Source organism: Ammoniphilus soli (genome assembly GCF_040813775.1).
Map to the genome: position 1 here is coordinate 73,622 of NZ_JBEGDL010000004.1, position 25,087 is coordinate 98,708.

Below are 25,087 nucleotides of genomic sequence, written 5' to 3' on the forward strand. Positions count from 1 at the left end.
TCCTCCCTCCTAATGTACCGTCAAGCCTCGATCCGCCTTAAAAGGCAGCAGAATCTCCGCTTGTTTTCCTTCTATTAAATCGGCTAGCAAGACGCCCGTTACCGGACTGAGCAAGATGCCATTTCGAAAATGGCCTGTTGCAAGGTATAGCCCCTTCCAATCCGGATGCTCGCCCAGATAAGGCAGCCCGTCTCGGGTCTGCGGCCGGACACCAGCCCATGTTTTTTCAAACTCTGCCTCTGCAATGGAAGGAAGCAGCCGCTTCGCGCGTTCCATCAAGGCAGATATTCCTCCAATAGAGACTTTGCGGTCAAAGGTATGCTCCTTCATGGTCGCCCCGACCACAAGCCTTCCCCCTCTTTTCGGAACGAGATAGCATCCATGGGAGAATACGGTTGCCTGCAGCAGCGGCCGGGAGGTGATGACAGAAAAACACTCCCCTTTTACGGGATAGACCGGAGGCAGGGATTCAGGCTTCCCAAGCCACTGGCTGCTCCAAGCTCCTGCAGCTGCGACCACCTGCTGGCAGCGAATGGTTTCCTCTTGGGTCACGACGCCTTTCACTACTCCTTTTTCCACGACAAGGGACTTGACCTCGGCAAATTCACGAAGCTCAGCCCCCAAAACGGCAGCCGACTTCAGAAAAGCGAGGGATAGCTCCGGCGCTAGCACTTGCCCGTCATTGGGAATAAACATAGCACCAAGGATGGCATCGGACAAAGAAGGTTCCCGCAGCCGTACCTGATCCCCTGTCAGCCACTCCGCCTCCTGGCCCGCTTGCTTCTGACACGCGATGGCTTCCCTCAGTTCCTCCAGCTCCTCGCTCGTGGTAGCGATGCGAAGCATTCCCCGGTTGATCAAACTGATATCAATCCCCGAAAGCTCCCTTAATTCCTCGGCTAAGCGCGGAAACATCGCCCGGCTCTCGATGGCAAGCTGGAACAGCGGACCGGTTTCCTTCCCCATCTCCCCCTGTGCAGCCAGCATGCCGGCTGCAGCACTGGAAGCCTGCTCCGCCAATCTCCCTTTTTCCAGCACAATAACCTTCTTGCCCCGCTTCGCCAATTGAAAAGCGATAGATCCCCCTATAACTCCACCGCCTATAATTGCTACATCATAAACTCCCATTAACCCTTCCCCCCTGAAGTAAGCCTTCCCTGTAGTGTTGGGCTGCCGCAAGCGGATCGCCAGCATCCAATATTCCTGACATAACCGCAATGCCTGCCGCACCCGCATTGATGACATCTTTTACATTTTCCGGATGGATACCGCCAATCGCAATAACCGGAATGCGGATTTGCCCGGCTACCTCGGCCAAAGCCTCCACCCCTCTGGCTTCAAGCCCCGGCTTGGACCCTGAAGGGAAAACGTGGCCGAAGATTACGTAGTCAGCACCCTGCTGTTCCATCTCCCTCGCTTCGCTCAAGGAATGGACCGATCGCCCCACTCTTAGCTGCGGGAAAGCTTTCTTCACCGCAGCGGGAGGCAGGCTATGATAGGCCAACTGAACCCCTTTGGCTCCGGCAGACCAGGCTACATCCGCGCGATCATTCAGATAAATTTTATTCAGCGGCACTCCCCGCAACGCTAAATGCTGAATTCCATCCCACAACTCCCGAGCCGTTCTGGCTTTCTCCCTCAAATGCACCGCCTGGACAATAGGGTGTACGAGAGACGCAACATCAGCAAACTGCTCCAGCGCTTGTTTTCCATTACTGATCAAATGCAGTTCAAGGTTTCTCATATCCGGATGCTCCCTCCCCCATCTTCATAGTCAATCAAGAAATGTCAAGAGAAAAAATAAAAAAAGCTTTATTGAAGCATTTCAGGGTAGCCAGACCACCTTTAGAGGAAGCTTTTTATGCGGAATATGGAGGATAACTCATGAAGGTTATACTTTCTTATTCCGTAAAAAAACCACTTTCGGTATTGAAAGTGGTTAGCTGAGCGTATGTATACGTTTCGGCTATCCGCTTTCCTACGCTGGCATTAACCAGATCAGGTACAAAGGGTCTGGAAGGACTCACTTCCATCTCAGCTATATTTTAGCTCCCCTAGGGATATTGCGAGACTATTTGGTTCTTTCTAATGATAACACGGAGGAGGTTATTGTCAAGACTGGCACCCGCTTCTCAGGGCTGGAGCATATTCCCAGGAGAAGTGAAGATACTATTCCTAGAAAAAGGAGGGAAAAGCAATGGCAGAGTGGACCAGGAATGACTTAGCAGTGATAGAAGAGGCCTTGAAGGAGGCCATGGCCAATCAAGCCGACTATCAAGCCGTGCTAGCCTACCAGGAGGTCCTGCAAAAGCTTCAAGGCAAATCCGGAATGGGAAATACCTTAGAAGCCAACGTAGGCGAAGCGGCTCGGGATGGCTACCGCTATGACTATGATGACTCTTCTGATCTCTATAGCTAAGAGGAATAGCTAAGAGAACGTTAGGGGCTTTTATAAAGCCTCTTTTTTTATTACTCCCTCGTTATTTTCTCTTACTGAGAAGAAAGAAGATCATGACATGAAGAAAAACCAGCAGCGCCGAAACAGCATAGTTTCCCGCTGGTCCGTACACCCCCGCCATGCCCGCCGTCCCTAACTGCAGGACGATAAAAATAGGAATCAAAATGCGAAATTTCGCCTTATTGATTTTGTGAAAATAATCTTTCATTCCTCGCCAAGCCCCGATTCCGCCGCCGAGGAACGAGAACATCAGGAGTTTCTTCTCGGACGTTCGCCATTCCTTCTTGCGGGCCCGGCTTTTATCTTGCGCAAATAGATAATAGGTAATTAGATTCATGATGAAAACATAAAGCAGAAGCCAATTCAACACAAGTAAAACTCCTTTCGCAAGCTGCGCATACTTTCACTATAGCATGCTGCCCGTAAAAATTGAACCGGCTTGCTGCTTGCCTATTATTTTTCATAATCGGATGCGAACTGGGTTAGAATACCAACATATAGCACATTTGGAAGCATGGGGAGGCATATGGAAAAGGTACGCATATCTGCCGTACAGGCGCTGATGTTAGGAATCGCAAGTGTTACAGTTACAGGTCATCTCCTGTTCATTCCCGTTGTGCTCACTCACGCGGGCCGGGATGGCTGGCTTTCTCTTCTAGTTGCCTTAGGTCCTGCCCTATTGGTCGGGTATGTGATTGCTCGGCTCGCTCAACTGTTTCCAGGCCGGACTTTAGTGGAGTATACGGAAGAAATCTTTGGCAAATGGATCGGAAAATTGGTGTCCCTGCTCTTCATTTTTTATTTCTTTCATGATACCACCATCGCCCTCCGAGGGTTTGGGGAATTTTACACCTCGGCTATCACGCCCCGTACACCGATTGTGGTCTACTTTTCCGCCATCATGATCATGGCTGTTTACGCCGTCAGGAGCGGGTTGGAGGTTTTGGCCAGGACCAACCAGATATTTCTGGTTACCATGATCCCTGTTGGGCTCTTGGCCAGCATATTGACGCAAAAAGATAAAGACTATGCCAATTTCCTGCCGATATTGGAATACGGCCCGGAACCCATGCTGATGGGAGCCTTTACCCTGGTCTCGCTATTCAGCACATTTATCGCTGTGGGGATGGTTTTCCCTTATATTTCAAACGGTAAGAAGCTTAAGCGCTTCAGCGTAGCCACAATGGCCATTCTGATTGTCATGTTTATAGGTCCCATGACGGGTCCTACCGCTTTATTTGGAGCAGAACGGAGTGTCGGGCTTAATTTCCCGACCTTTCAAATCCTAAGGGACATGAAGGTCGGGGAGCTCCAACGGCTGGATCTGCTGGGCATCATGCTTTGGAGCATGGGATCCTTTTCCAAAATATCCGTTTTCCTTTATGCCACTTCCCTAGGAATCGCCCAGTGGTTTCGGCTGAAGGATTACCGCATTCTAAGCGTCCCTCTTGGGGCACTCATGGTTATTGTCTCGCTCCTTAACAGCGAGAGCTTCATTGAGATTTTTCGTTTCCTTAAGGACACCTATCCCTATTACTCAGCGTTCATCGGATTACTCCTGCCCATGATCCTGTTGATTGCCGCAAGGTTCCGTTTCCATCGCCATTGATTTTCTGGAGGTATGGCCATGTATAAGAAACTTAAAAAGAAGAAGCGAATCATGAATCCGGATGCTTCCGACCAACTGAAAAGGTCTCTCTCCCGGGACCTTAAGGAAAATATAGATTGCTTCATCCAATTGTTTGGGAAAACAGGGGATCTCGTCATCCGTCAGGTCCAAAGCCTAGGTTCCTTGCATGCAGCTGTCCTTTATCTGGAAACTATAGCAGATCCGATGCTCATTGATGAATTCGTGGTCAAGGAGCTTCAGATTCATTTAGACCGGTTCGCCTCCGAGGGTTTTGTTTTCCCGCTGAATGCGGACAAGATCGATCTGTTTACGAATCAGCTGATGACCATCTCCACGTTGGAAGAAGGAGTAAAGTGCTTACTCAGCGGAAACAGCCTAGTATTGCTCGACAGCCACGGGGAAGCGCTCGCAGCGAGTACAGCCGGCGGGCAGAGAAGATCCGTCTCCGAGCCCACCAACGAATCGGTCGTGCGAGGCTCACGGGAATCCTTCAATGAGTCGCTGCAGACCAATCTGGGACTTATAAGGAAAAGGTTAAATACCCATCAGCTGCGCATTGAAAAAATGCAAATCGGCAAGCTTTCCAATACGCCGGTTGCCATTCTGCACATGGATGGGATTGCCCAGGAAGGAATCGTAGAAGAAGTCAAAGGCAGGCTGCAGGAAATCGAAATTGACGGAATTCTGGAATCCCTCTATATAGAGGAAATGATCGAGGATCCCAGAGGATATACTCCGTTTCCTACAATATTCAATACAGAGCGTCCCGACCGGATAGCCGCTGGATTATTGGAAGGGCGCATTGCCATCCTCATCGAGGGAACGCCAATCGCCCTGCTGGTTCCCGCTACACTGGGAATGTTCCTTTTTTCCAATGAGGATTATTACCAGCGCTATGACATTGCCAGCTTTCTTAAATTGCTGCGGACCTTTACTTTTTTTCTGTCCATTATCATGCCCGGCTTTTATGTAGCTGTCCTTACCTACCATCAGGAAATGATTCCTACGCCGCTCCTCATCGCGCTGACGGGGCAGAGGGAAGGGGTTCCTTTTGGCATCGCCATTGAGGTCGCCCTGATGGAAGTAACCTTTGAGATTTTAAGGGAAGCGGGGATTCGCCTGCCCAAGACGATCGGTTCCGCTGTCTCTATTGTCGGCAGGTTGGTTTTGGGCCAAGCTGCAGTCGAAGCCGGGCTGGTCGGTGCCGGTACAGTCATTGCCGTTTCCATTACGGCCATTGCGTCGTTTTGTACCCCGTCCTATAACCTGGCCATTTCCGCCCGGCTGATCCGCTTTGCCTTCCTTGGATTCTCTGCGTTTCTCGGAGCGTTCGGATTGTTTTTTGGACTCATCATCATGATGATTCATCTGAATTCCCTTCGTTCTTTCAGCGTCCCTTATCTTTCCCCGGTTTCCCCCTACCATCGGGGAGATTGGCGGGATCTGTTTGTTCGCTTCCCTTGGGGACGCATGATGAAACGGCCGGAGGAAATCGCGGGGGCCAACAGGAACCGAATGCCGCAGAAACATCCTCAGCAAGGGGGCGAGGAAAGGTGAAGATGCCGCTCCTGTCTTTGGTTATTCTGTTGTCATTAACAGGCTGCTGGGATAAAAAGGAATTAAATGAGGTAGCGGTCGTCATTGGTGCAGGCGTTGACAAAAAAGATAACAATTATCGGGTAACGGCCCAAGTGATCAAGCCGGTGGCATCCCAAGGCGGAACATCCGGCGGTTCAGAGCTGCCGACCTGGAGTCTGTCGGCGGACGGAAAAACGATCATGGATGCTATCCGCGCCTTGAATAAGATTTCGCCCCGCCGGTTGTATTGGCCCCATATGCAAGTCATTATTTTCGGTGAGGAGATGGCAAGGGAAGGCACTGCCTCTGTTCTGAATTGGTTCGAAAGAGACAGAGATAGCCGTTCAGGCACTTACGTCATTGTAACGAAAGGGAAAGCGGAAGACCTCTTGAATCAGAAAATTGAATTGGGAAATGTAGCGGCTGCTGCGATGGCGGATTTTCTGGATACGGCTGAGCTGCGGCAAATTGACGCGCGAAGAACAACGCTTCGGGATTTTATGGAGTTTCTGACTACTGAAGGAATCGACCCAGCCTTGGACGTCATCGATCCCAAGGATATCCGCGGGAAACCCGAAACCTATCAGCTATCCGGTCTCGCGGTCATGAAGGGGGATAAGCTTGTGGGTTATATTGAAGGACAAAAAGCCATGGGGATTGATATCGCGTATCAAAAGTTTCAGTATGGCATCATTACCGTTCCCTTTAATGAAAATGGAGATTTCTTTTCCTATCAAGTGACGGATTTGCGGAATAATGTAAAAACGGACGTGACAGATGGCACCATGAAGATATCCATGGATATCTTCATAGAAGGGAATTTAAGCGATAATACAGGCAGCGAGGAGATGGTCTTACAGCCGGAAAAAATGAGACAGGCAGAAAAACAAATCCAAAAAGAAGTCATTCAGTCCATACAGCAGACCTTCAAGGAAGCAGCTGAGCTGGAGTCCGACCTCTACGGCATTGGTCGTGAAATAAGAAGGCATCATCCGGACTTTTGGCATCAGGTGAAGGAGGAATGGCCCTCCCGTCTGAAGGAGGTCCAGCTCAACATCAAGGTAGAGGCGAATATCCGAAGGTCCGGTCTGATCTTTGACCCGACCCCATCTAAGTTAAAGTAGGAGAATATGGGTTATGAGAGTAGTAAGCATCTTTCTAGTGTTTCTTTTGATTTCTCTCTTTGATTTGCCTCAGCTAATTAAAAAAAGGAGGGAAAAGAAAAAAGAGCTATACGTTTACACTTCAGTCTTGGCTGCTGGTTTCCTCTTAAGTGCGCTTCATGTACTAGAATTCAACTTATGGAGTCCGAATCGATTGGTCACGGAAACCGTGCATTTTTTGCTGCCTTGGCTATAATGCGAAAAGGCTGATCCTCAAAAAGTCGGGTTTCCCGACCTGTTGGATCAGCCATCTTTGTTTGTGCCTATCCCCCAATATGGGACATTTCCACTTTGGTGCGACTTAAGCCCTTCGTATTCTTTAATCTCTCTTCCGAATATCGGTCCGTGCGGGTCGACCAGAGGCTTCGTATATAGTCACGGATTTCTTCGTCTCCAGCAGAAGATCTCACAAGCTTGCGGAGGTCATAACCTTCCGATGCAAAAAGGCACGTATAGATACGACCTTCTGCGGAAATTCGCGCTCTCGTGCAGGTGGAACAAAAGGCCTGAGTGACGGAAGAGATCAGGCCAATCTCCTTATCCGTACCTGCATAGCGGTACCGCGATGCGGTCTCGCCGTAATAGTTCGGGTCGATGGGTTCCAGCGGAAGCTCCTGGTGAATCCGTTGGACTATCTGCCGGCTTGGCACAACCTGATCCAGCTTCCAGCCGTTGGAATTCCCCACATCCATAAATTCAATAAATCGAAGAATATGTCCCTTCTCGTAGAAATAGCGGGCCATTGGAAGAATGTCCTCGTCATTCATTCCTTTTTGCACGACCATATTGATTTTCACTTTCATGCCCGCATCCGCGGCAGCTTCAATCCCATCCAATACGTCCGCCACCTTAAATCCCCTGCCGTTCATCTTGCCAAAGCGCTCATCATCCAAGCTGTCCAGGCTGACCGTTACCCGATGCAGTCCTGCCTTTTTCAGCTTTTCCGCATGGCGCTTCAGTAACGAGCCGTTCGTCGTCATGGCGATGTCACGAACACCCTCCACCTGGGTCAGCATTTCGATCAGCAGCGGGAGGTCGGTTCTCATGAGGGGTTCTCCCCCTGTTATCCGGATTTTCTCGACCCCCAAGGAGGTAAAGATTTTTGTCACCCGTGTCAATTCTTCAAAGCTAAGAAGCTTATCCTTTTGCAAGAATTTAAAATCAGGCCCAAAGATCTCTGCCGGCATGCAGTATTGGCAGCGAAAATTACAACGATCTGTCACGGAGATGCGCAAGTCGCGGAGTGGACGATTTAAAGAATCGATCGCATGCAAATTTTGTTCTGACATCTCTTCACCCACTCTCCTAGTCATTAAAATTGCGATAAATCACCTTACCTGTATCCCGGCAAGAATAACCTCCAAGTGCTTCCACCTCGTCCTTAAACGAAACGGATTCAATGAGCGAAAGAAGTCTTTGCCCTTCTTCGCTTTCATAATAGCTTCGGCTGATCAGGAGATCGTAGCGTTCTTCGGCAACCGGCACAAAGTCCAGTCCCATCGATTGGGCCGCAGAGTAGATGCCGAGTCCGGCATCCGCCGTCCCTCCCGCAACCGCCGCAGCTACGCTCAAATGAGAGATGGCCTCTCTTTCATAACCATAAATGAGATCCCGCTTGATTTGATCCTGCTTAAGGAAGTAGTCAAACAACAGCCTTGTGCCTGCTCCTCTTTGCCGGTTTATATACGTCATTCCCGCTTGGGCCAGGTCTGATACTTTTTCAATTCCTTTCGGGTTCCCCGGCGGTACAATCCAGCCTTGCTGGCGGTATACCAGGTTGATCAGGACCGCATCCTTGCCCTTCAAATATTTTTCGAGAAACGGAACGTTGTAGGTACCCGTATCCTCATCAAACAAGTGAACCCCAGCCATATGGGCTTCGCCCTTTTGGATAGCCATGATGCCGCCCATGCTTCCCACATGGGAGGAGACCAGAAACTGGCCCGGATAGGTTTCGCGAAGCAAGGAATGCAGCACATCTACCGATAAATCATGGCTTCCGGTAACTACAGCCGTTCGATTAATTTCCTCCACGGGACGATAAAGCTCGATTTCCGCTTCCTCCCCCTGTTCATAGCCCAGGTTCCCTGGAGGGATCCGCAAAAGACCGTCTGCCCTGACCATCGACATCGTTACCCCCGCCGCACGGGTTAAAGGATTTGCGATATACTGCCCGTCGATGCATCCGATGTTCATGCGCACAAAGTCTTCCGCTCCCATGACAGACACGACTCGGCGGCCCATTTTCACCTTCAGCTTCGGACGGTTGACTCCCTGCAGCCCATAATAATGATGGACAAGAGGGCGCGCAAACCATTCCAAATTCAAATAAGCGGATACAGGGTAGCCTGGCAAACCGATGATCGGGGTTCCGTCAATCTGCCCGATGACGACAGGCTTACCTGGTCTGGTGGCAACGCCATGCGTCAGGACTTCCCCCAGTTCCGCGATCACATGATACGTATAGTCTTCCGTACCTGCCGAGGATCCGGCATTGAGCAAGACCATATCCGATTCCTGTACGGCTGCTTTGACCGCGGCTTTGATCTGTTCATAATCGTCTTTTACAATTCCGCGATAAACCGGTTCTGCTCCCCATTCCTCCAGATAAGCTGAGAATACGGTTCCATTAAATTCTATGATTTCGCCCAGCTTTACTTCCTCAGAAGGAGGAATGAGTTCCGTTCCGGTAGGGATGACAGCTACTTTGGGCTTAGCGATCACAGGAACTTTGACATTGCCTCCGGCCAGCAGGGCCCCTAAGTCAACCGCACGAAGCTTATGATGAGCCGGAACGATCATCTCCCCTACGACGACATCTTCCCCGATGGGGCGAATATGCTGCCATGGGGCTGCTGCATCCAGAATCTCCACTGTATCGGAATCCACCTGGTGGATATTTTCAATCATGATGACCGCATCAAAACCAGGAGGAATTGGATCGCCCGTGTCAACGATGACATAATCCTGCCCGCGAACAAGACGAACCGGATTGAGTTCGTTGGCTGCATATGTTTTTTCAGCGTTCACCGCGATCCCGTCCATGGCTGAAGCATGGTAATTCGGCATCGAGACCTTGGCAAAAATCCCTTGTCCCGTAATGCGACCTAATGCTTTCTGCGTTGGAATCCATTCTATCTTTTTCTCAAACATGGCTCTATGAAGAATATCACTCTGCGCTTCATGAAGCGGCGTATCTTCTAAATATATTTTACGCATGGCTCTCCCCCTCCTCTTAGCTGAACAGTTTCACTCTGACATACTGTCCTTCTAATACCCCTTCTTTATTGGCTGTAATTTCCACAATGCCGTCGCTGTCTGCCATGGTTGAAATCAGACCGGACTTTCCGAACACGGGAACAGCCCAAAGTCCGTCTAACCGTTCCTCCAGCCTTACCCGGACATAATCCGAACGTCCCACAGCCGAAGGAATATTCCTTGAAATGCGAGCCTCAAGCCTTGTATCTGCTGTTTGTCTATGCAGCCCCTCGATCTGTTCGAGAATTGGAATCGCAAACAAATCAAATATAATCATGGCGGAAGCAGGGTGACCTGGCAGCCCCATAATCGGCTTGTTTCCAGCCTTAGCCAGGATCGTCGGCTTGCCTGGCTTGATTGAAACCCCATGCACCAGCACGCCTGGCTGACCCAGGGCTTCAAGCACCTGAACGGTAAAATCGCGGGTTCCAACCGAGCTTCCTCCGGAAAGCAGCATAAAATCCACTTTTTCAAATAGCTCTTTAGCACGCTGGAGAAACTCATCATAATCGTCTCGCACGATGCCCGCATAAATAACCTCGGCTCCATATTTCGCGACCGCTGCTCCAATGGTAACCCCATTGATATCACGGACTTCTCCGGGAGCCAGCTCTTTTTTCTCCGGAGGGACAATCTCATCCCCGGTAGACAGAATCCCAACGATGGGGCGAGGATACACCCAAATTTCGGTTTGGCCAATAGAGGATAGGACACCTAAGTCCTGAGGCCGCAACCGGCGGCCAGCTTCCATGACAAGAGCTCCTTCGCGCACATCGTCGCCGGCCTGGACAATGTTTTCTCCCGGTGCTACTTGCTTGAATACATTAAGCAAATCTCCCAATTCCTCTACATGCTCAATCATTACGATGCTATCAGCCCCTGGGGGAAGCATGCCGCCGGTAGGGATGTATTGGGCTTGCCCTTCTTGCAATAATCGATCAGCCGCTTGGCCCATCTCAATTTTTCCAGTAATGTCTAAAAAAGCAGGGAGCGAATCTGACGCTCCATATGTATCTCTCGCTTTTACGGCAAACCCGTCCACAGTCGAACGCGGAAACGGGGGAACATTTTCAGAAGAATGGATATCCTGCGCTAGTACTCTTCCTAATGCATCTTGGAGAGAGACGAGTACAGGCTGTCGAAATGGTTGGTAGTTTTCGCGAATAATTGAAAGAGTATCATGAACCGTTTTCACATTAAAAAATTTCATGTTTGCCTCCACCATCATCGAGTTTCTATTATTTTAACATAGCAGCCTTAAGCCGTGATGAAATACTTTAAGTAAAAAGAAAATTGTCACTCATAGTGTCAGAAGTTCCTTTATAATAAGAAAAAAAGGAGGTAAAGAAAATGGTCATTAAAGTTTTTGCAAACTTTCGAGAGATCTGCGGAGATAAAACGGTCGAAGTCCCCAGTCAAGAAGGGGATACCGTCATTCAAATTCTCGAAGAACTCATAAAGAAATACCCAGCTTACGAAGACGAAGTATTTACCCCAGAAAGGACGCTGAAGCCGTTTGTTCATGTGTTTATTAACGGTAGGAACATCATCCATGAAAATGGCCTTCAGACGATCGTAAAACCGGATGACCAATTTGCCTTATTCCCTCCTGTCGCAGGCGGGTAGGGCATGAGGGAAATCACGTTAGAGTTCCGCGGAATTCGCCTGCACCACTTAATGGATTATCTAGCCGAAATAGGAGGAGAGCAAGTCACTTCAAACCTTCCCTATCAATTCGAAGGACCTTATTGGTCTGCGGAGATTTTAAAAGAGGAAGAGGTTCGGATCACTTCCACTTTCCAAGTGAACGCTGTTCACATTCGGTTTCAGGCCCCTACTCAAGAACAATTAGATGATTTATTAGTCGCCTATCGAAAAAAAACAACGCGTGTAGGAGGATAAAAGGTGGGACCCTAGGCCCCACCTTTTTCTCATTCCCTATAGAATTCCTAGTTCCTTCAGCTTGCTTTCCGGCACAATGCCATCAACCCAGCCACGAACATGATAGTATTCGTCCAGCATGATATCCATCCGGCTTACATGGCCAGCACTATTGCCCGTAGCTACTTCTTCCGTGAAGCGCTTCGGCAAGAAATCATCTTCACGCTTATTGAATCCAGCTAGGTTATTGTAGTGACGCTCGAGGTTATAGATACGCTCTCCCGCTTTCATCACATCATCCGCTGTAAACGGAATTCCCGTCATGGCTGAATACTGTTCCGCATAGTTTTCCGCATTCTCGGAGAAAGAAGAGAACTTGCAAATATTCATAGAATCGGAGAAGGACAAGAGGTCTTGGAATATCTTCAAAAGTTCCCCTTTTCCTTCCGGCTTTAAGCGGTCAGTTGGCTCTGGGATACCCGCGATTTCACTCGCTACGGTATATCCGCGAAGGTGACATGCACCACGGTTACTGGTTGCATAGCCCAAACCGATTCCCTGGATACCGCGAGGATCGTAAGCTGGGATGGATTGACCTTTAACAGCCATCGCTAAGCCTGGTTCTCCGAATTGGATCGCCGCGCGGGTAGGTCCGTCAGCCAAGATGTTTCCGAACCCTCTGCGGAAGGCAATATCCTCCGCCAATTGGATCATCCGATCGGCGTCTCCCCACTCGATCTTCTCTTCGATTAGACCTTTTTCATAGGCTTCCATCGCACAGGAGAGCGCGTTCCCCAGCTCGATCGTATCCATTCCGTATTCGTTGCATTGGTCAATCATATAAGCAATCGGTGCCGCATCGCTAAGTCCGCAGTTGGCCCCTAGCGCCCAGCCGGATTCGTACTCAAAGCTTTCTACTCTGGTCTTGTACTTCCCTTCCTTCACTTCAACTTCTTTCTTACAAGCTACAGGACAGGCGTGACAGGTATTATCCGCAACAAGCAATGTAGCGTTTACCGTTTCGCCGCTATGCCCTTCGGCTCCTTCGAAGTGCGTTACCTGGGAGTTCCTTGTTGGCATAGCACCTACTTCATTGATGATGCTTGTTAATACATTCGTACCGTAAACGGATAAGCCACCCTTTTTAGGTGCCGTTAAAGCACCTTCCAAAATCGCCTTTACCGCTTTCTGGTTCGCTTTTTTATATTCTTCTTCTTGAGCCGGTTCAGGCATATTGCCTTTCTGTGCAGCTTTAATGACGATGGCCTTCAGGTTTTTGAATCCCGCAACAGCACCCGTACCTCCGCGTCCTGCTGCACGGTCGTGCTCGTTCATAAAGCCAGCATACAGAACCTTGTTTTCCCCAGCTTGTCCTATGCAAACGACACTTAGATCTTCTTTGCCATAGCGCTCTTGCATAGCTTTTACTGTGGCTCTTGTACTATGTCCCCAAAGCTCACTGGCATCACGAAGCTCGGCTTGGCCTTCCTCAATATACAAGTAGACTGGCTTGTCGCTTTTTCCTTTAAAGATCACATTGTCGATGCCTGCCCACTTCAAGCGCGCAGCCGACCATCCCCCCATATGGGAGTCGGTTACCGTACCGGTCAATGGCGACTTGGTTACCATACATAAGCGTCCACTCATTGATGATCTGGAGCCTGTTACAGGACCTGTCATCAAGCAGAGAATGTTATCCTCCGACAAAGCTTCCACTTCTGGACCATTGTCTAGCACATATTTTACTCCCAGTCCTCTTCCGCCGATATATTTCTTTACTAGCTCTTCGTCTAACTGGCGGTATTCGACCTGGCCGCTTGATAAATTTACGATAATTTCCTTGTTTTTAAATCCACCAAACATTGCGTTACCCCTCCTTGTTCTGCATATCTTGAAAACGATTACTACCTTATAGATATTTCTACAGAGACTTTCTAAATCCTTCTAACACATCTGATGAATACATTAAATTTTTAACCCTGTGACAAAATTCTGAACTAATTGAATCTAGATTAAGATAAATAGAGTGTAAGTTAAAGAATTAGTTGAAATTAAATGATGCGGATTGGCAAAGTGTGGGTTGTAAGATTGGCGGGGTAAAGGTGGATAGGTTTTGAAGTAAGTGGATATTGTCCAATTAAACACCCAAATCATGACTTTGATTTAAGTTTAAGTGGAAATCCGCCTACTATTGGCAGTGAATGGACTGAAATAAGGGGATCGAAGTGGATTAATTGGAGGATTTCCCATTTTTTTGACTTTATCTTGTTTGATTTTGGTTTTAAGTGTCTGTTCTCCACTTACGTCAACATTAAGTTGACATACCAAGGCATGAATACCAAAAGGTCGGTTTTACCGACCTTTTGGAACCGCCTCTTTTAGCAGAGTATCAGTTATCGTCATGCTCCATTTTAAGCACTTTTCCTGTGACTGCATCAATTTCAATTTCCGTTTCCCCTTGGCTCGTGACGAATTCAAATTCGTAAACCATTCGGCCATCTTCTTCATCTAATTTCATTTCCCTCACCGTTCCATTTGCAGCTTTTTCAGCGATTTCTGTTGCTTGTTTTTCAGAAAGGAGATTTTGGTTCGATGATTGGGCATACACAGTGCGATCGTCTCGATCACCGTCATCGTCATCATTGATTTTTTCCTTGACGGACAGCACTTCTCCAGTATAAGCGTCGATGTGGATATCATATTCCAGATCTTTATTTTCAATGTCCACATCATAGTAAGGCTTCCCTAAACGACTCTCCAGCTCTAAGCTCTCTACATAGCCTTCCGCTTTTGACTGGGCTATTTTTTGAGCTTCTTCTATTGAGATGATTTCCTTGCCCTCTGTTGCATTCTGGGGATTAACCGCTTTAATATCCTTATTGGCTGCACCCGCTGCCACTGCACTGCCCAAGATTACGGTCGCTGACAATACGCCAACTAAAAATTTTTGTTTCATTTTATTTTCCTCCTTCATGGTTATCTTTGCCACATTTACAATATAACCAGTGAAGATGAGAGGAAAAGGATAGAAACATTAGAATTTCATGAGAAAACTTGGAGACGCTTTTAATTATTAATCATCCCAGGTGATGGTCAACACTTTGCCTGTGATAGCATGAATCTGTACTACAGCTTCCCTATCATCCTCAGTCTCTATTTCAACGAGATAAAAAGAATTATCATTAAAGGTTTCAAAATCCACATCTTCAACCCTTCCATTAACCTCTTTCAAAGCGATTTCAGCGGCTTCTTGTTCCGTTAGAGTTTTAGGCTGCTCGTTATTTGGATTGGGTGTTTCCTCCGTTTGATCTTCAGGCTTTGGATCTATTCTTGATAAAGATAATACTTCGCCGGTATAGGCATCCAATGCCACGTTATAGAGGACATTCTCTCGATTCATTTCAATCAAGTACTGGTCACCCTTTAAATCAATTGCTGTTGTCTCTCCCTGGTAGCTATTTTTTATGAACTCTTGAACCTCTTCTTTCGACATCGTCTCTGCAGAAGGATTCAGTCCTCCCCATAGCCGAAAGGGAATAAAAAGAACGATTGCAAGCAATATAATAAAGATCATCCATATCCATCGTTTTCTCATCCTTACACCTCACCTTATTTCTTTCTCTATTCTCTAATAGAAACATGAGAAAAAGCTGAGAAATGGATCAATTTTTTAACACGATAGTGGCCGTTGTTCCGACTCCCTCTATGCTCTCAAGCTTAATCTGGACACCAATGGCCTCAGCGATTTCCTTAGCTAAGGATAATCCCAGACCTGAGCCGCCGTTCTTCCTCGTTCTCGCCTTATCCACCCTGTAAAAACGGTCAAAAACTTTGGGCAAGTCATCTTGGTGAATGCCAATCCCCCGATCAATGATCCTAATATACCCCTCTACATTACTAGCTCCGATGGATAACCTAATGATGTCATCACTATATTTCCTCGCATTGTCCAGGAAGATAAACAACAATTGTTTCAGCTTTTGTTCATCCGTTTCAACCATAGGCATTTCCGTATTTTCATATTCCATCCTAATTTCTCTATCATAAGCACTTTGGAAGGATTTGACGGTTTGCTCCAAAAACTCAGGAAGATTTACTAGACTCCGCTTGATATTCCACTGCTCATTATGCTTAGCCAGCAATAAAAGCTGCTCTGTCAGTTCCTTCATCCGGATCGCCTCGGAATGAATAGCCTCGATGGATTCATCAAAAAGCTCAGGCTCCTTCAACCCTCGTCTTTTTAAAAGGCTTGCATAGCTTTCAATCACGGTTAGCGGCGTCTTGAGCTCGTGCGAAGCATTGGACACAAACTGTTTTTGTTTCTCAAAATTCGTCTCCAGCAAATCGATCATATGATTAAATGTTTCTCCCATTTGATGAAGCTCATCTTTCGACTTTTCTTCTAGGGAAAGCCGTTTGAACTGGCCGCTTTGCCTAATGTCAGTCATCGTTGCGATCATCGTGGTGACCGGCTTTGTGATGAGATTACTGAGAACGCGGCTTGAAATCATAACAGGAATCATCGCTAGGATGGTAACCCCGATTAAAACGAGCTGAAGAATCCTTATATTTTCAATAGTAGTTTGAATGCTTTTTGTAATCTGCAGATTGGCGACATTACCATCGGGCAGAATAATGGGCATGGATCCAAAAGCATAAGTACGACCATTTTCAACAATCGTCTTGCTGACTTCTGAAGTATAATATTCTTCTGTGCGCTTGCTTAAATCTTGCTCCGCAGGAGAAGTTACCGCAGGTGCACTCCCGTTGTCTTCCTTTACGACCAGAATCATGCCATCAATCGGCACATAAGCACGCAGCAGTTCTCTCTCTGGGATGGTACCAAGCGATTCATTGAAGGTTGTGGCGATTTTTTTCATTTCGTCTTTTGCGGTTTTAAGTTCGCTGTCGAGAATTAAGTTGCTGAATAAATAATAGATAGAAAAATTAATCAAAATGAGCAGGGAAGCAAATAAAACGGCTGTATACAGGTTGATTTTATTCTGAAGCTTCATTTGGTTTCCTTTATCACATAACCCACACCGCGAATCGTATGAATTAAAGACGAACTATCCGAAATATCAATTTTTTTCCTGACATATCGAATATAGACATCCACGACATTGGTATCCCCGAAAAAGTCATAGCCCCAAACCGCCTCTAAAATTTGATCACGATGTAGTACTTGCCTCTTATGGATCATGAGATAAACCAGCAAGTCAAACTCTCTTGGTGTCAATTCAACGGGTTTTTCTCCTCTAAATACTTCTCTTGTTTTTTCATTCAGCTTCAAATCAGCAATCGTTAGCCAGCTGCTTGCTTCTTCTTTTGGTTCAACCGCCTTGTTTCTTAGCGCTGCCCGAATTCTGGCAAGAAGCTCTTCAATTTGAAATGGTTTGGTTATATAATCATTGGCTCCCAAATCAAGACCTGATACTTTATCCTCGACAGAGCTTTTTGCTGTTAGCAGCAGAACAGGCGTAATCCGATCATGAGCTCGAATCCGTCGCAACAGCTCAATGCCGCTCAAACCAGGAAGCATCACATCCAATAAAATTAAATCCCATTTTTTCGTCCTGTATAAATCCAACGCCTCAAGTCCGTCAATTGCCTTTGTAACCGCATAGCCTTCATATCCAAGTTCAAGCTCCAACAGCCTGGCAATCTTCTCCTCATCCTCGACAACCAGAATAGAATTCTTCTGCAATGGGATCCCTCCTTAATTTGGAATCGTATAAAGCAAGACTAGCAGAAATCACAGGTGAAATCATTAGTTTTACTCTTCACTAAACGATTGCAATTTTCTCTCCATTCCATTACGGTTAAGAAAAAGAATGAAGGGCGGGGAATTTCAATGGATGCCTACCAAAGCCGTTACTCAAGACAAATACTGTTTCAGCCCATTGGCCGCACAGGCCAGGATAAATTAAAGGAAGCCCGGGTAGCCGTTGTGGGCATGGGGGCCTTAGGCACTGTTCTTTCCAATCATATGGTGCGCGCAGGGGTAGGGTTTGTCCGGATTATTGATCGGGACTTCGTGGAAGACAGCAATCTCCAGCGCCAGATGCTTTATGATGAAGAAGATGCCAAACAGCACTTGCCGAAAGCCATTGCCGGAGCGAACAAGCTGAGGAAAATCAATTCCCTTGTCACCGTAGAACCCATCATTGCCGATCTGAATGCCACCAATGGAGAAAGCCTGCTGACGGATGTCGACCTGATTTTAGATGGAACAGATAACTTTACGGTAAGGTATCTCATCAATGATATTGCCGTTAAGCACCGCATTCCATGGGTGTATGGGGGAGCTGTCAGTTCAAAGGGCATGTTTGCCGCCATTCGCCCTTACGAAACCCCATGCTATCGCTGCCTGTTTCCCTCCCCCCCTTCTGGACGCGGGGAAACTTGCGACACGACAGGGGTAATCGGCCCCATTATCCATATCATTGCGTCATACCAGGCCGTAGAGGGGCTGAAGCTCCTGACTGGCGCTATAGATCACATGAATCCGAATCTGGAGCAATTCGAGCTTTGGACTAACCAGCATATGCAAATGAATATCAGCAAAGGGCGGAATGAAGGATGCCCCGCCTGCGGCCGGGGAGAATTCGAATTCCTGAACCCCCTAACGGAAAGCGGCGAGGACTTCAGTTCCTTATGCGGAAGAGATACGGTACAGGTCGTACCTCGCGTGAAGAGAACGATTGATCTAGGCGAGCTGGCTGATCGACTGCAGCCAATTGGAGCGGTGGAACAAAATGCGTTTCTTCTCCGTTTTCACATTGATGGTCGCACCCTGGTGTTTTTCCGAGATGGACGGGTTCTCATCCAAGGGACCGATGATATGAGTGTAGCGAGAACACTGTACGCGAAGTATGTGGGGAATTAACGTAGAAATAGAGGAAGTAATTTCCCTTATTTTTAAAAAGAAGATAAAAAAAAGCTGAGATAGAGGAAAAAAGTTCCTCTATCTCTCAAACCTCCTGCTCTCTCACAGCCGCCTATCAGCCCTCGATAGACCGAATAAATCTCTCGAAGCGATCCAATCCCTCTTTCAACACTTCCATAGAGTAAGCATAAGACAATCTGACAAAGCCTTCCCCGTACTCCGAGAAAGCTGAGCCAGGCACGACGGCCAGTCTTTCTTTTTCTAGCAATTGTGTGGCGAAGTCAAAGGAATCTAAACCATACTTTTCAATGGAAGGAAAAATGTAAAAGGCCCCTTCCGGCTTGACGACGTCCAGCTTCATGGCAACCAATCGCTCGTACACATACTCCCGACGGACTTTATAGTCCCCTTTCATCGCGTCTGCATCGTGGATCCCGTTCGTAAGCGCCTCAACAGCCGCGTACTGGCTAATGGTGCTCGCGCACGTCACATTGTACTGATGGACCTTTAGCATCTGCTGGGTGATGTAAGCTGGAGCGAAAGTAAATCCAATCCGCCAGCCCGTCATGGAATGGGACTTGGACAAACCATTGATGACTATCGTTTTTTCTCTTAACCCTGGGATCGCAGCGATCGACTGATGCTGGCCGCTATAAAGAAGCTCACTGTAAATCTCATCAGACAAGACAAAAATCTTCTTATCTTGAAGCAAAGCCGCTATCTCCTGAATTGATTCCTGATCCAGAACCACACCCGTTGGATTGGAAGGATAGGGCAAGATGATGCAGCGGGTTTTTTCGGTCAAATGCTTCGCAATCATCTCGGCACTCACTTTAAAATCACTTTTGCGCGTATCGACGTATACGGGAACGGCACCGCATAATTTAATCAGGGGTTCATATCCAGGGTAGATTGGCCCAGGCAGGATGACTTCGCTGCCTTCCTCCAAAATGGTCCGAAACGCGATGTCAATCGCCTCACTTGCTCCATTGGTTGTAATCACTTCGGTCTCTGGATCGTAAGAAAGACCGTACTGGTGCTCAAGAAACTGACAGGCAGCCTTTCTGAGCTGGATCAGCCCGGCATTTTGCGTATACGTCGTCTTGTTATCGTCAATGGCTTGTTTGCCAGCTTCCTTAATGTGCTCAGGAGTCGGGAAATCCGGCTGACCGATCGTTAGGGAGATCGCATCCGGATATTGCGCTACTTTGTTGGAAAATTTGCGGATACCGGAAATTTGAATTTCCTGGACTCTCTTGTTGAGTAGATGTTCCAATACTATCATCCTTTTCTTCGTAGGGTTTGCCTACATTATGAACAAAACTTGGACTAGATTACAAGCGGAATGTTTTCATCGGCAGTAATTTCTGCATTTATCGTTCCAAGGATCGGGTAGACCCCAACATGAGCCAACTGTTCGATGCGGAAATCTCCTTCTACCACCAGACCCATTTTTTCGCTCTCCTGTCCGATCTGGGTTAAAATTTTACAATTCGCTTCTTCCAACTGGTGCAGCAAGTCATGAAAGGCCAATGGACTCTTATTCTGATCCCAATAAACAAAATATGCCCGTTTAAACGCGGGATCCGCCTTCTTCCCTTCCGCAATGCTCCACTCAGGCTGCGCTAGAACTGGCTGGGAAAGCAAATAGGCCAGATCCTCCACAACGGCACTCGCAGTTGGAAACTCTCCAGCTCCTATTCCGGTGAACAGCAAATCCCCCACAATATTTCCAGTCAATTGCACAGCATTGAATGCATCCTCAATTTGAGCTAAGGAATGGCTAAAAGGGAGCAGGGACGGCCTGACGGATACCTGAACCCCATCCTTTTCCCCTTTGACTTGAGCGATCAGCTTAAACCGGTATCCCAACGCTTTAGCCAGTCCTATCTCTTCAATTGTGATGCGGCTGATCCCCTCCCGGGAAGCTTCATCCACGGCAGGGGCTTTCCCGAAAAGAAGCTGGGACAAGATCGTGGCTTTATAGAGCGCATCAAAACCTTCCACATCTGACGTCGGATCCGTTTCCGCATAGCCCAGCTGCTGGGCTTCCTTTAACACGTCATCATAGCTTTTGCCATGCTGTTCCATCTGCGTCAAGATGTAATTGGTCGTGCCATTGAGGATCCCCTTAATCTCGCTGATATCGTTGGTCCGCAGAAAGTGGCGAAGGACACTGATGACTGGTATCCCTCCCGCAACACTCGCTTCGTAAAAGAGATGCACTTGATGCTGATTGGCTGTACGGATCAGCTTATCTCCCCATTTTGCCAAAAGCTCCTTATTGGCCGTTACGACATGGCAGCCTTTTTCAATCGCCTGATTTATGTATTGAAAGGCTGGTTGCAGTCCTCCCATGACTTCAATAATTACATCGGGCTTCTCCTTCAAGACATCTGCAAAATCCGTAGTCAGCAAACCAGGATTGACCTCCACCGGTCTTGGCTTCAAGACATCCTTTACGAGGATCTTAACGATTTGCACCTTCTTCCCCAAACGCTCGGACAATTTTTCCTCTTGAAGGCGGATCGTTTTCACAACGCCTGTCCCTACCGTTCCTAACCCAAGTAAACCTATTCGAATCTGATCCATCATAACATCCCTCCTTAATATAGTAAAAAAAAAGACCTCTTCATAAGAAGAGGCCCTTTGCCCTCCTCTTATCTCTCAGGCTAAACCTGCTGGAATTGGCACCATTCCAGCTATGCATGCTGGCGGTTGCCGGGTTTCATCGGGCCATTCCCTCCACCTCTCTTGATAAGAGCTTCATTATTTTATTAGTCTGCGTTAAAGTACTTCGCTTGCGGATGGGCAAAGACCATAGCGGAAACGGAAGCTTCCGGCTCCATCATAAATCCATCCGTCAATTCTATGCCGATTTGCCCTGGATTAATCAGTTTAAACAGCTTTTCCTGATCCTCCAAGTTCGGGCATGCCGGATAGCCGAACGATACGCGAATTCCTTGATAACGGGCGCCGAATCGCTCCAGCATCGTCATATCAGCCGGATCAGGGAAGCCCCAGCTGTCCCGCATCACATGGTGAAGTCGCTCCGCAAACGCCTCGGCCAATTCCAGCGCCAAGGCTTGAACAGCATGGGAACGCACATATTCTCCCTTGTCTTTCCAAACTCCTGCAATCTCCCGGATCCCTTGACCCGCCGTTACAACGAGGAAGCCTACGCTATCCATCTCGCCGCTCTCCACAGGACGAAGGAAATCGGCCAAACATAGGTATGGCGCTTCCTTCTGACGAGGGAAGGTAAAGCGTTCCAGAACCTTCGAGTGGTCCTTCGGATCATAGATGATCACGTCATTACCAGAGGCCTGTGCCGGGAAGAACTGGTAGATTCCGTTGGTTTGAATCAGCCCTTGCTCCCTAGCCTCCGAAAGCAATTGGTCCATTACTTCTTTCAGCTCCAGCGCCTTGCTGTCCCCTTCTTCAATCAAGCGCTCCACGTTGCCGCGCAATCCCATATGCTTGCCTAAGAGCATTCTCCAGTTCAGATACGGCTGGAGATAGGAAAGGGGATAATTCTTCAGAACATGCGGCTCGAAGTCTGGTGCCTGGAAAATCGGTGCCTGGCGGTCAATATCGGAAACCTTTGGCTGGGAATCCGCTTCTGCCGGTGCCTCAACCGCCGTTTCTTCCGATTGCAATTTGGCTAAACGAGCTTCCTTCAATTGAGCAACCATTTGCTCTCTCAGCTGTTTATCCATCAGTTGATTGGCCAGATCCAGCCCGTACATTGCATCTTTTGCATAAAGCACGAGTCCGTCATATTCTGGAGCAATTCGATTTTCCGTAAACTTTCGGGTTAACGCCGCTCCCCCAACCATGATCGGCACATCAATACCAGCCGTTTTCAAATCCTGGGCCGTGGTGACCATCTGTTGGGCAGATTTTACCAATAGTCCGGAAAGTCCGATGGCATCCGGCTTTTCTTCCCGGTAAGCGCGGATAAGATCCGCAGGCGGAACCTTAATCCCTAAGTTTACGATTTGGTATCCATTATTGGATAAAATGATTTCTACCAGGTTTTTTCCGATATCATGCACGTCGCCTTTTACCGTAGCCAAAAGGATTTTCCCTTTGACAGAGGAAGATGCTTTTTCCATATGCGGCTCAAGGTACGCAACGGACGTTTTCATCACTTCCGCACTTTGCAAAACTTCGGCGACAATCAATTCATTATTGTTAAACAGACGGCCTACTTCACTCATCCCTGCCATCAGCGGTCCATTAATGATATCCAAAGGCGGATACTTCGTTAATGCTTCATCGAGATCCTTAAGAAGCCCATCCTTTGTTCCTTCCACAATATATTGAGCAAGGCGCTCCTCCAGCGTCAAATTGCTGGCAGCTTCCTTCTTCACCGTTTTCTTCTCGCGGTAAAAAGCAGTAAACTCAGCAAGCGTGGCATCATTGGTGCGGAACAGAAGGTCCTCGGAAAGCTTTCTCTCTGCTTCCGGAATCGAAGCAAAGCGCTCTAGCTTTTCCGTATTAACAATCGCATAATCCAAGCCAGCCTTTGTACAGTGGTAAAGGAAAACCGCATTTAAAACTTCACGGCCTGCTGCAGGCAAGCCAAAGGAAACATTACTCACACCTAAGATCGTTTGGCACTGCGGCATCGCTTCTTTAATCAGGCGAATTCCCTCAACGGTTTCAAGCGCTGCGCCGATGTATGCCTCATCGCCCGTCCCTACCGGGAACACCAACGGATCAAAGATAATATCGAGCGGATTCAGACCGTATTTGTTCACCAATAAATCGTAGGAACGTTTTGCAACCTCTAATTTTTTCTCTCGGGTAACCGCCATCCCGCTTTCGTCAATCGTTCCGACAACTACTGCAGCTCCATAGGTTTTGATCAGCGGGGCGACTTGCTCGAAACGCTCCTCCCCGTCTTCGAGATTAATGGAGTTGATGATCGCTTTCCCTTGGGAGAACTTAAGGCTCAACTCGATGACTTCGGCATCTGTGGAGTCAATCATCAAAGGAACCTTCACTTTATTGACCACAAAGCTTAGGAATTTGCTCATATCTTCCGCTTCATCGCGATCCGGATCCGCTAGGCACACGTCAATGATGTGGGCCCCTTTCTTCACCTGCGCGCGGGCGATTTCGGATGCATCTTCGTATTTGCCTTCCTTAATTAAATCGCGGAATTTCTTGGAGCCGATGACGTTTGTCCGCTCGCCCACAAACAATGGCCGGTTGTCGGCTTCCAAATAGACAGGCTCAATGCCTGATACCACATGTCCGTGAGGCTTAGTTTCGGTTCTAGGACTATAATCCTTCAACTGCTCAGCAATCGCTCGGATATGCTCCGGAGTCGTTCCGCAGCAGCCTCCTGCCACATTGAGCCAACCCTTTTCGGCAAAACCGGCAAGCTTCGTCGCAAGAGCTTGCGGAGATTCATGGTAATGCCCATTCTCATCCGGAAGCCCGGCATTCGGATAACAGCTTACCGCACACTGCGCAAGCTCGGAAAGGGTACGAATATGGTCGCGCATGAATTCAGGTCCCGTAGCGCAGTTCAAACCAACAGAGACTGGCTTTAAATGCTCTAAGGAGATATAGAAAGCTTCAATATTTTGACCCGCCAAGGTGGTTCCCATTGGCTCGATTGTACCTGAGATCATCACTGGAATCTCTGTGTCTAATTCATCGAAGGCTTTTCGAATTCCAATGCTGCCTGCCTTCACATTCAGCATATCTTGGGCCGTTTCTAGGAGCAGAACGTCGACTCCCCCTTGAATCAGGGCTTTTGCCTGTTCATAATAGGTTTCGATCAGCTCTTCAAAGGTCACTCCACCTGTTACCGACAGCGTTTTGGTCGTCGGCCCCATGGACCCGGCTACATAGCGGGGCCATTCCGGCGTTGAATACTTATCTACTGCTTCTTTGGCAAGCCTCGCTGCCTCTAGGTTGATCTCTACCGCTTGATTTTGCAAGTCATATTCCGCTAAAACGACGCTGGTGGCACCAAACGTATTGGTCTCGATAATATCGGCGCCAGCCTCTAGATATTCTTCATGTATCTGGCGAATCAAATCAGGACGCGTGAGATTCAGCATCTCATTACAGCCATCCAGCGCTTCGCCTCCGAAGTCTTCTTCCGTTAAATTCGCCTGTTGGATCATTGTCCCCATTGCTCCATCCAGGATGAGGATTTTCTTTTCTAATTGCTGCTTCATGCTAATCTTAGCCATAGTCCTCTCTCC

The 25,087-nt window shown here is 47.9% G+C and carries 22 protein-coding genes and 2 riboswitches; of the genes, 8 read left to right on the forward strand and 14 right to left on the reverse strand.

Features of this window, described 5'->3' with window-relative positions; translation table 11 throughout:
* Positions 1-9: 9 nt before the first annotated feature.
* Positions 10-1,128 (reverse strand): glycine oxidase ThiO, encoded by a 1,119-nt coding sequence (gene thiO, locus ABLT31_RS10700; RefSeq protein WP_367751506.1) that lies wholly within the window; start codon positions 1,126-1,128, stop codon positions 10-12.
* The gene (gene tenI / locus ABLT31_RS10705; RefSeq protein WP_367751507.1) at positions 1,115-1,744 is read right to left on the reverse strand and encodes a thiazole tautomerase TenI; all 630 of its coding nucleotides are present in this window, start codon (positions 1,742-1,744) and stop codon (positions 1,115-1,117) included. The genes thiO and tenI overlap by 14 nt, the downstream gene beginning before the upstream one ends.
* A 214-nt stretch (positions 1,745-1,958) precedes the next feature.
* Positions 1,959-2,066, reverse strand: a riboswitch (TPP riboswitch).
* A 131-nt stretch (positions 2,067-2,197) separates the two neighbouring features.
* On the opposite strand from tenI, the gene ABLT31_RS10710 reads away from it, so the two are divergent.
* Positions 2,198-2,419: a hypothetical protein gene (locus ABLT31_RS10710; protein WP_367751508.1), complete on the forward strand. Its 222-nt coding sequence runs from the start codon at positions 2,198-2,200 to the stop codon at positions 2,417-2,419.
* 61 nt (positions 2,420-2,480) lie between these two features.
* On the opposite strand, the gene ABLT31_RS10715 is transcribed toward ABLT31_RS10710, so the two are convergent.
* Positions 2,481-2,828: a DUF1294 domain-containing protein gene (locus ABLT31_RS10715; RefSeq protein ID WP_367751509.1), complete on the reverse strand. Its 348-nt coding sequence runs from the start codon at positions 2,826-2,828 to the stop codon at positions 2,481-2,483.
* Positions 2,829-2,984: 156 nt separating this feature from the next.
* On the opposite strand from ABLT31_RS10715, the gene ABLT31_RS10720 reads away from it, so the two are divergent.
* The 4 genes from ABLT31_RS10720 to ABLT31_RS10735 are packed head-to-tail and all read left to right on the forward strand — an operon-like array spanning position 2,985 to position 7,025.
* The gene (locus tag ABLT31_RS10720; RefSeq protein ID WP_367751510.1) at positions 2,985-4,067 is read left to right on the forward strand and encodes a GerAB/ArcD/ProY family transporter; all 1,083 of its coding nucleotides are present in this window, start codon (positions 2,985-2,987) and stop codon (positions 4,065-4,067) included.
* A gap of 18 nt (positions 4,068-4,085) precedes the next feature.
* On the forward strand, positions 4,086-5,645 hold the full coding sequence (locus ABLT31_RS10725) for a spore germination protein (protein ID WP_367751511.1): 1,560 nt from the start codon (positions 4,086-4,088) through the stop codon (positions 5,643-5,645).
* A 2-nt stretch (positions 5,646-5,647) separates the two neighbouring features.
* Entirely contained in the window at positions 5,648-6,790 is a 1,143-nt protein-coding gene (locus tag ABLT31_RS10730) for a Ger(x)C family spore germination protein (RefSeq protein WP_367751751.1), read from the forward strand.
* A 13-nt stretch (positions 6,791-6,803) separates the two neighbouring features.
* Positions 6,804-7,025, forward strand: a complete 222-nt coding sequence (locus ABLT31_RS10735) for a hypothetical protein (RefSeq protein WP_367751512.1) — start codon at positions 6,804-6,806, stop codon at positions 7,023-7,025.
* A gap of 67 nt (positions 7,026-7,092) precedes the next feature.
* Here the strand turns inward: ABLT31_RS10735 and moaA are convergent, their stop codons facing one another.
* The 3 genes from moaA to ABLT31_RS10750 are packed head-to-tail and all read right to left on the reverse strand — an operon-like array spanning position 7,093 to position 11,297.
* On the reverse strand, positions 7,093-8,118 hold the full coding sequence (gene moaA, locus ABLT31_RS10740; protein WP_367751513.1) for a GTP 3',8-cyclase MoaA: 1,026 nt from the start codon (positions 8,116-8,118) through the stop codon (positions 7,093-7,095).
* 16 nt (positions 8,119-8,134) lie between these two features.
* Complete coding sequence (locus tag ABLT31_RS10745; RefSeq protein WP_367751514.1) at positions 8,135-10,048, reverse strand: molybdopterin biosynthesis protein; 1,914 nt, start codon at positions 10,046-10,048, stop codon at positions 8,135-8,137.
* Positions 10,049-10,064: 16 nt separating this feature from the next.
* Positions 10,065-11,297, reverse strand: a complete 1,233-nt coding sequence (locus ABLT31_RS10750) for a molybdopterin molybdotransferase MoeA (RefSeq protein WP_367751515.1) — start codon at positions 11,295-11,297, stop codon at positions 10,065-10,067.
* A gap of 140 nt (positions 11,298-11,437) precedes the next feature.
* Here ABLT31_RS10750 and ABLT31_RS10755 point away from each other — a divergent pair, with 140 nt between their 5' ends.
* The gene (locus tag ABLT31_RS10755) at positions 11,438-11,713 is read left to right on the forward strand and encodes a ubiquitin-like small modifier protein 1 (RefSeq protein WP_367751516.1); all 276 of its coding nucleotides are present in this window, start codon (positions 11,438-11,440) and stop codon (positions 11,711-11,713) included.
* A 3-nt stretch (positions 11,714-11,716) separates the two neighbouring features.
* Positions 11,717-11,989, forward strand: a complete 273-nt coding sequence (locus ABLT31_RS10760; RefSeq protein WP_367751517.1) for a hypothetical protein — start codon at positions 11,717-11,719, stop codon at positions 11,987-11,989.
* A gap of 36 nt (positions 11,990-12,025) precedes the next feature.
* Here the strand turns inward: ABLT31_RS10760 and ABLT31_RS10765 are convergent, their stop codons facing one another.
* The 5 genes from ABLT31_RS10765 to ABLT31_RS10785 all read right to left on the reverse strand — a co-directional run bounded on the left by ABLT31_RS10765 (position 12,026) and on the right by ABLT31_RS10785 (position 17,675).
* Complete coding sequence (locus tag ABLT31_RS10765) at positions 12,026-13,831, reverse strand: aldehyde ferredoxin oxidoreductase family protein (protein WP_367751518.1); 1,806 nt, start codon at positions 13,829-13,831, stop codon at positions 12,026-12,028.
* Between the two features lie 526 nt (positions 13,832-14,357).
* The gene (locus ABLT31_RS10770; protein WP_367751519.1) at positions 14,358-14,924 is read right to left on the reverse strand and encodes a PepSY domain-containing protein; all 567 of its coding nucleotides are present in this window, start codon (positions 14,922-14,924) and stop codon (positions 14,358-14,360) included.
* Positions 14,925-15,041: 117 nt separating this feature from the next.
* Positions 15,042-15,563: a PepSY domain-containing protein gene (locus ABLT31_RS10775; RefSeq protein ID WP_367751520.1), complete on the reverse strand. Its 522-nt coding sequence runs from the start codon at positions 15,561-15,563 to the stop codon at positions 15,042-15,044.
* Between the two features lie 67 nt (positions 15,564-15,630).
* Positions 15,631-16,983 (reverse strand): HAMP domain-containing sensor histidine kinase, encoded by a 1,353-nt coding sequence (locus ABLT31_RS10780; protein WP_367751521.1) that lies wholly within the window; start codon positions 16,981-16,983, stop codon positions 15,631-15,633.
* Complete coding sequence (locus tag ABLT31_RS10785) at positions 16,980-17,675, reverse strand: response regulator transcription factor (protein ID WP_367751522.1); 696 nt, start codon at positions 17,673-17,675, stop codon at positions 16,980-16,982. The genes ABLT31_RS10780 and ABLT31_RS10785 overlap by 4 nt, the downstream gene beginning before the upstream one ends.
* Positions 17,676-17,822: 147 nt before the next feature.
* Between ABLT31_RS10785 and ABLT31_RS10790 the strand changes: the two genes are divergently transcribed.
* On the forward strand, positions 17,823-18,857 hold the full coding sequence (locus ABLT31_RS10790) for a ThiF family adenylyltransferase (RefSeq protein ID WP_367751752.1): 1,035 nt from the start codon (positions 17,823-17,825) through the stop codon (positions 18,855-18,857).
* 115 nt (positions 18,858-18,972) lie between these two features.
* On the opposite strand, the gene ABLT31_RS10795 is transcribed toward ABLT31_RS10790, so the two are convergent.
* From ABLT31_RS10795 to metH, 3 genes are all read right to left on the reverse strand, one after another.
* A complete protein-coding gene (locus ABLT31_RS10795) occupies positions 18,973-20,133 on the reverse strand; it encodes an aminotransferase A (RefSeq protein ID WP_367751523.1) in 1,161 nt (386 codons plus the stop codon).
* Between the two features lie 53 nt (positions 20,134-20,186).
* Entirely contained in the window at positions 20,187-21,452 is a 1,266-nt protein-coding gene (locus ABLT31_RS10800) for a homoserine dehydrogenase (protein ID WP_367751524.1), read from the reverse strand.
* A 62-nt stretch (positions 21,453-21,514) separates the two neighbouring features.
* Positions 21,515-21,621, reverse strand: a riboswitch (SAM riboswitch).
* A gap of 13 nt (positions 21,622-21,634) precedes the next feature.
* Positions 21,635-25,075 carry a methionine synthase gene (gene metH, locus ABLT31_RS10805; protein WP_367751525.1) on the reverse strand — a complete coding sequence of 1,147 codons (3,441 nt, stop codon included), beginning with the start codon at positions 25,073-25,075 and terminating at the stop codon, positions 21,635-21,637.
* Positions 25,076-25,087 lie beyond the last annotated feature (12 nt).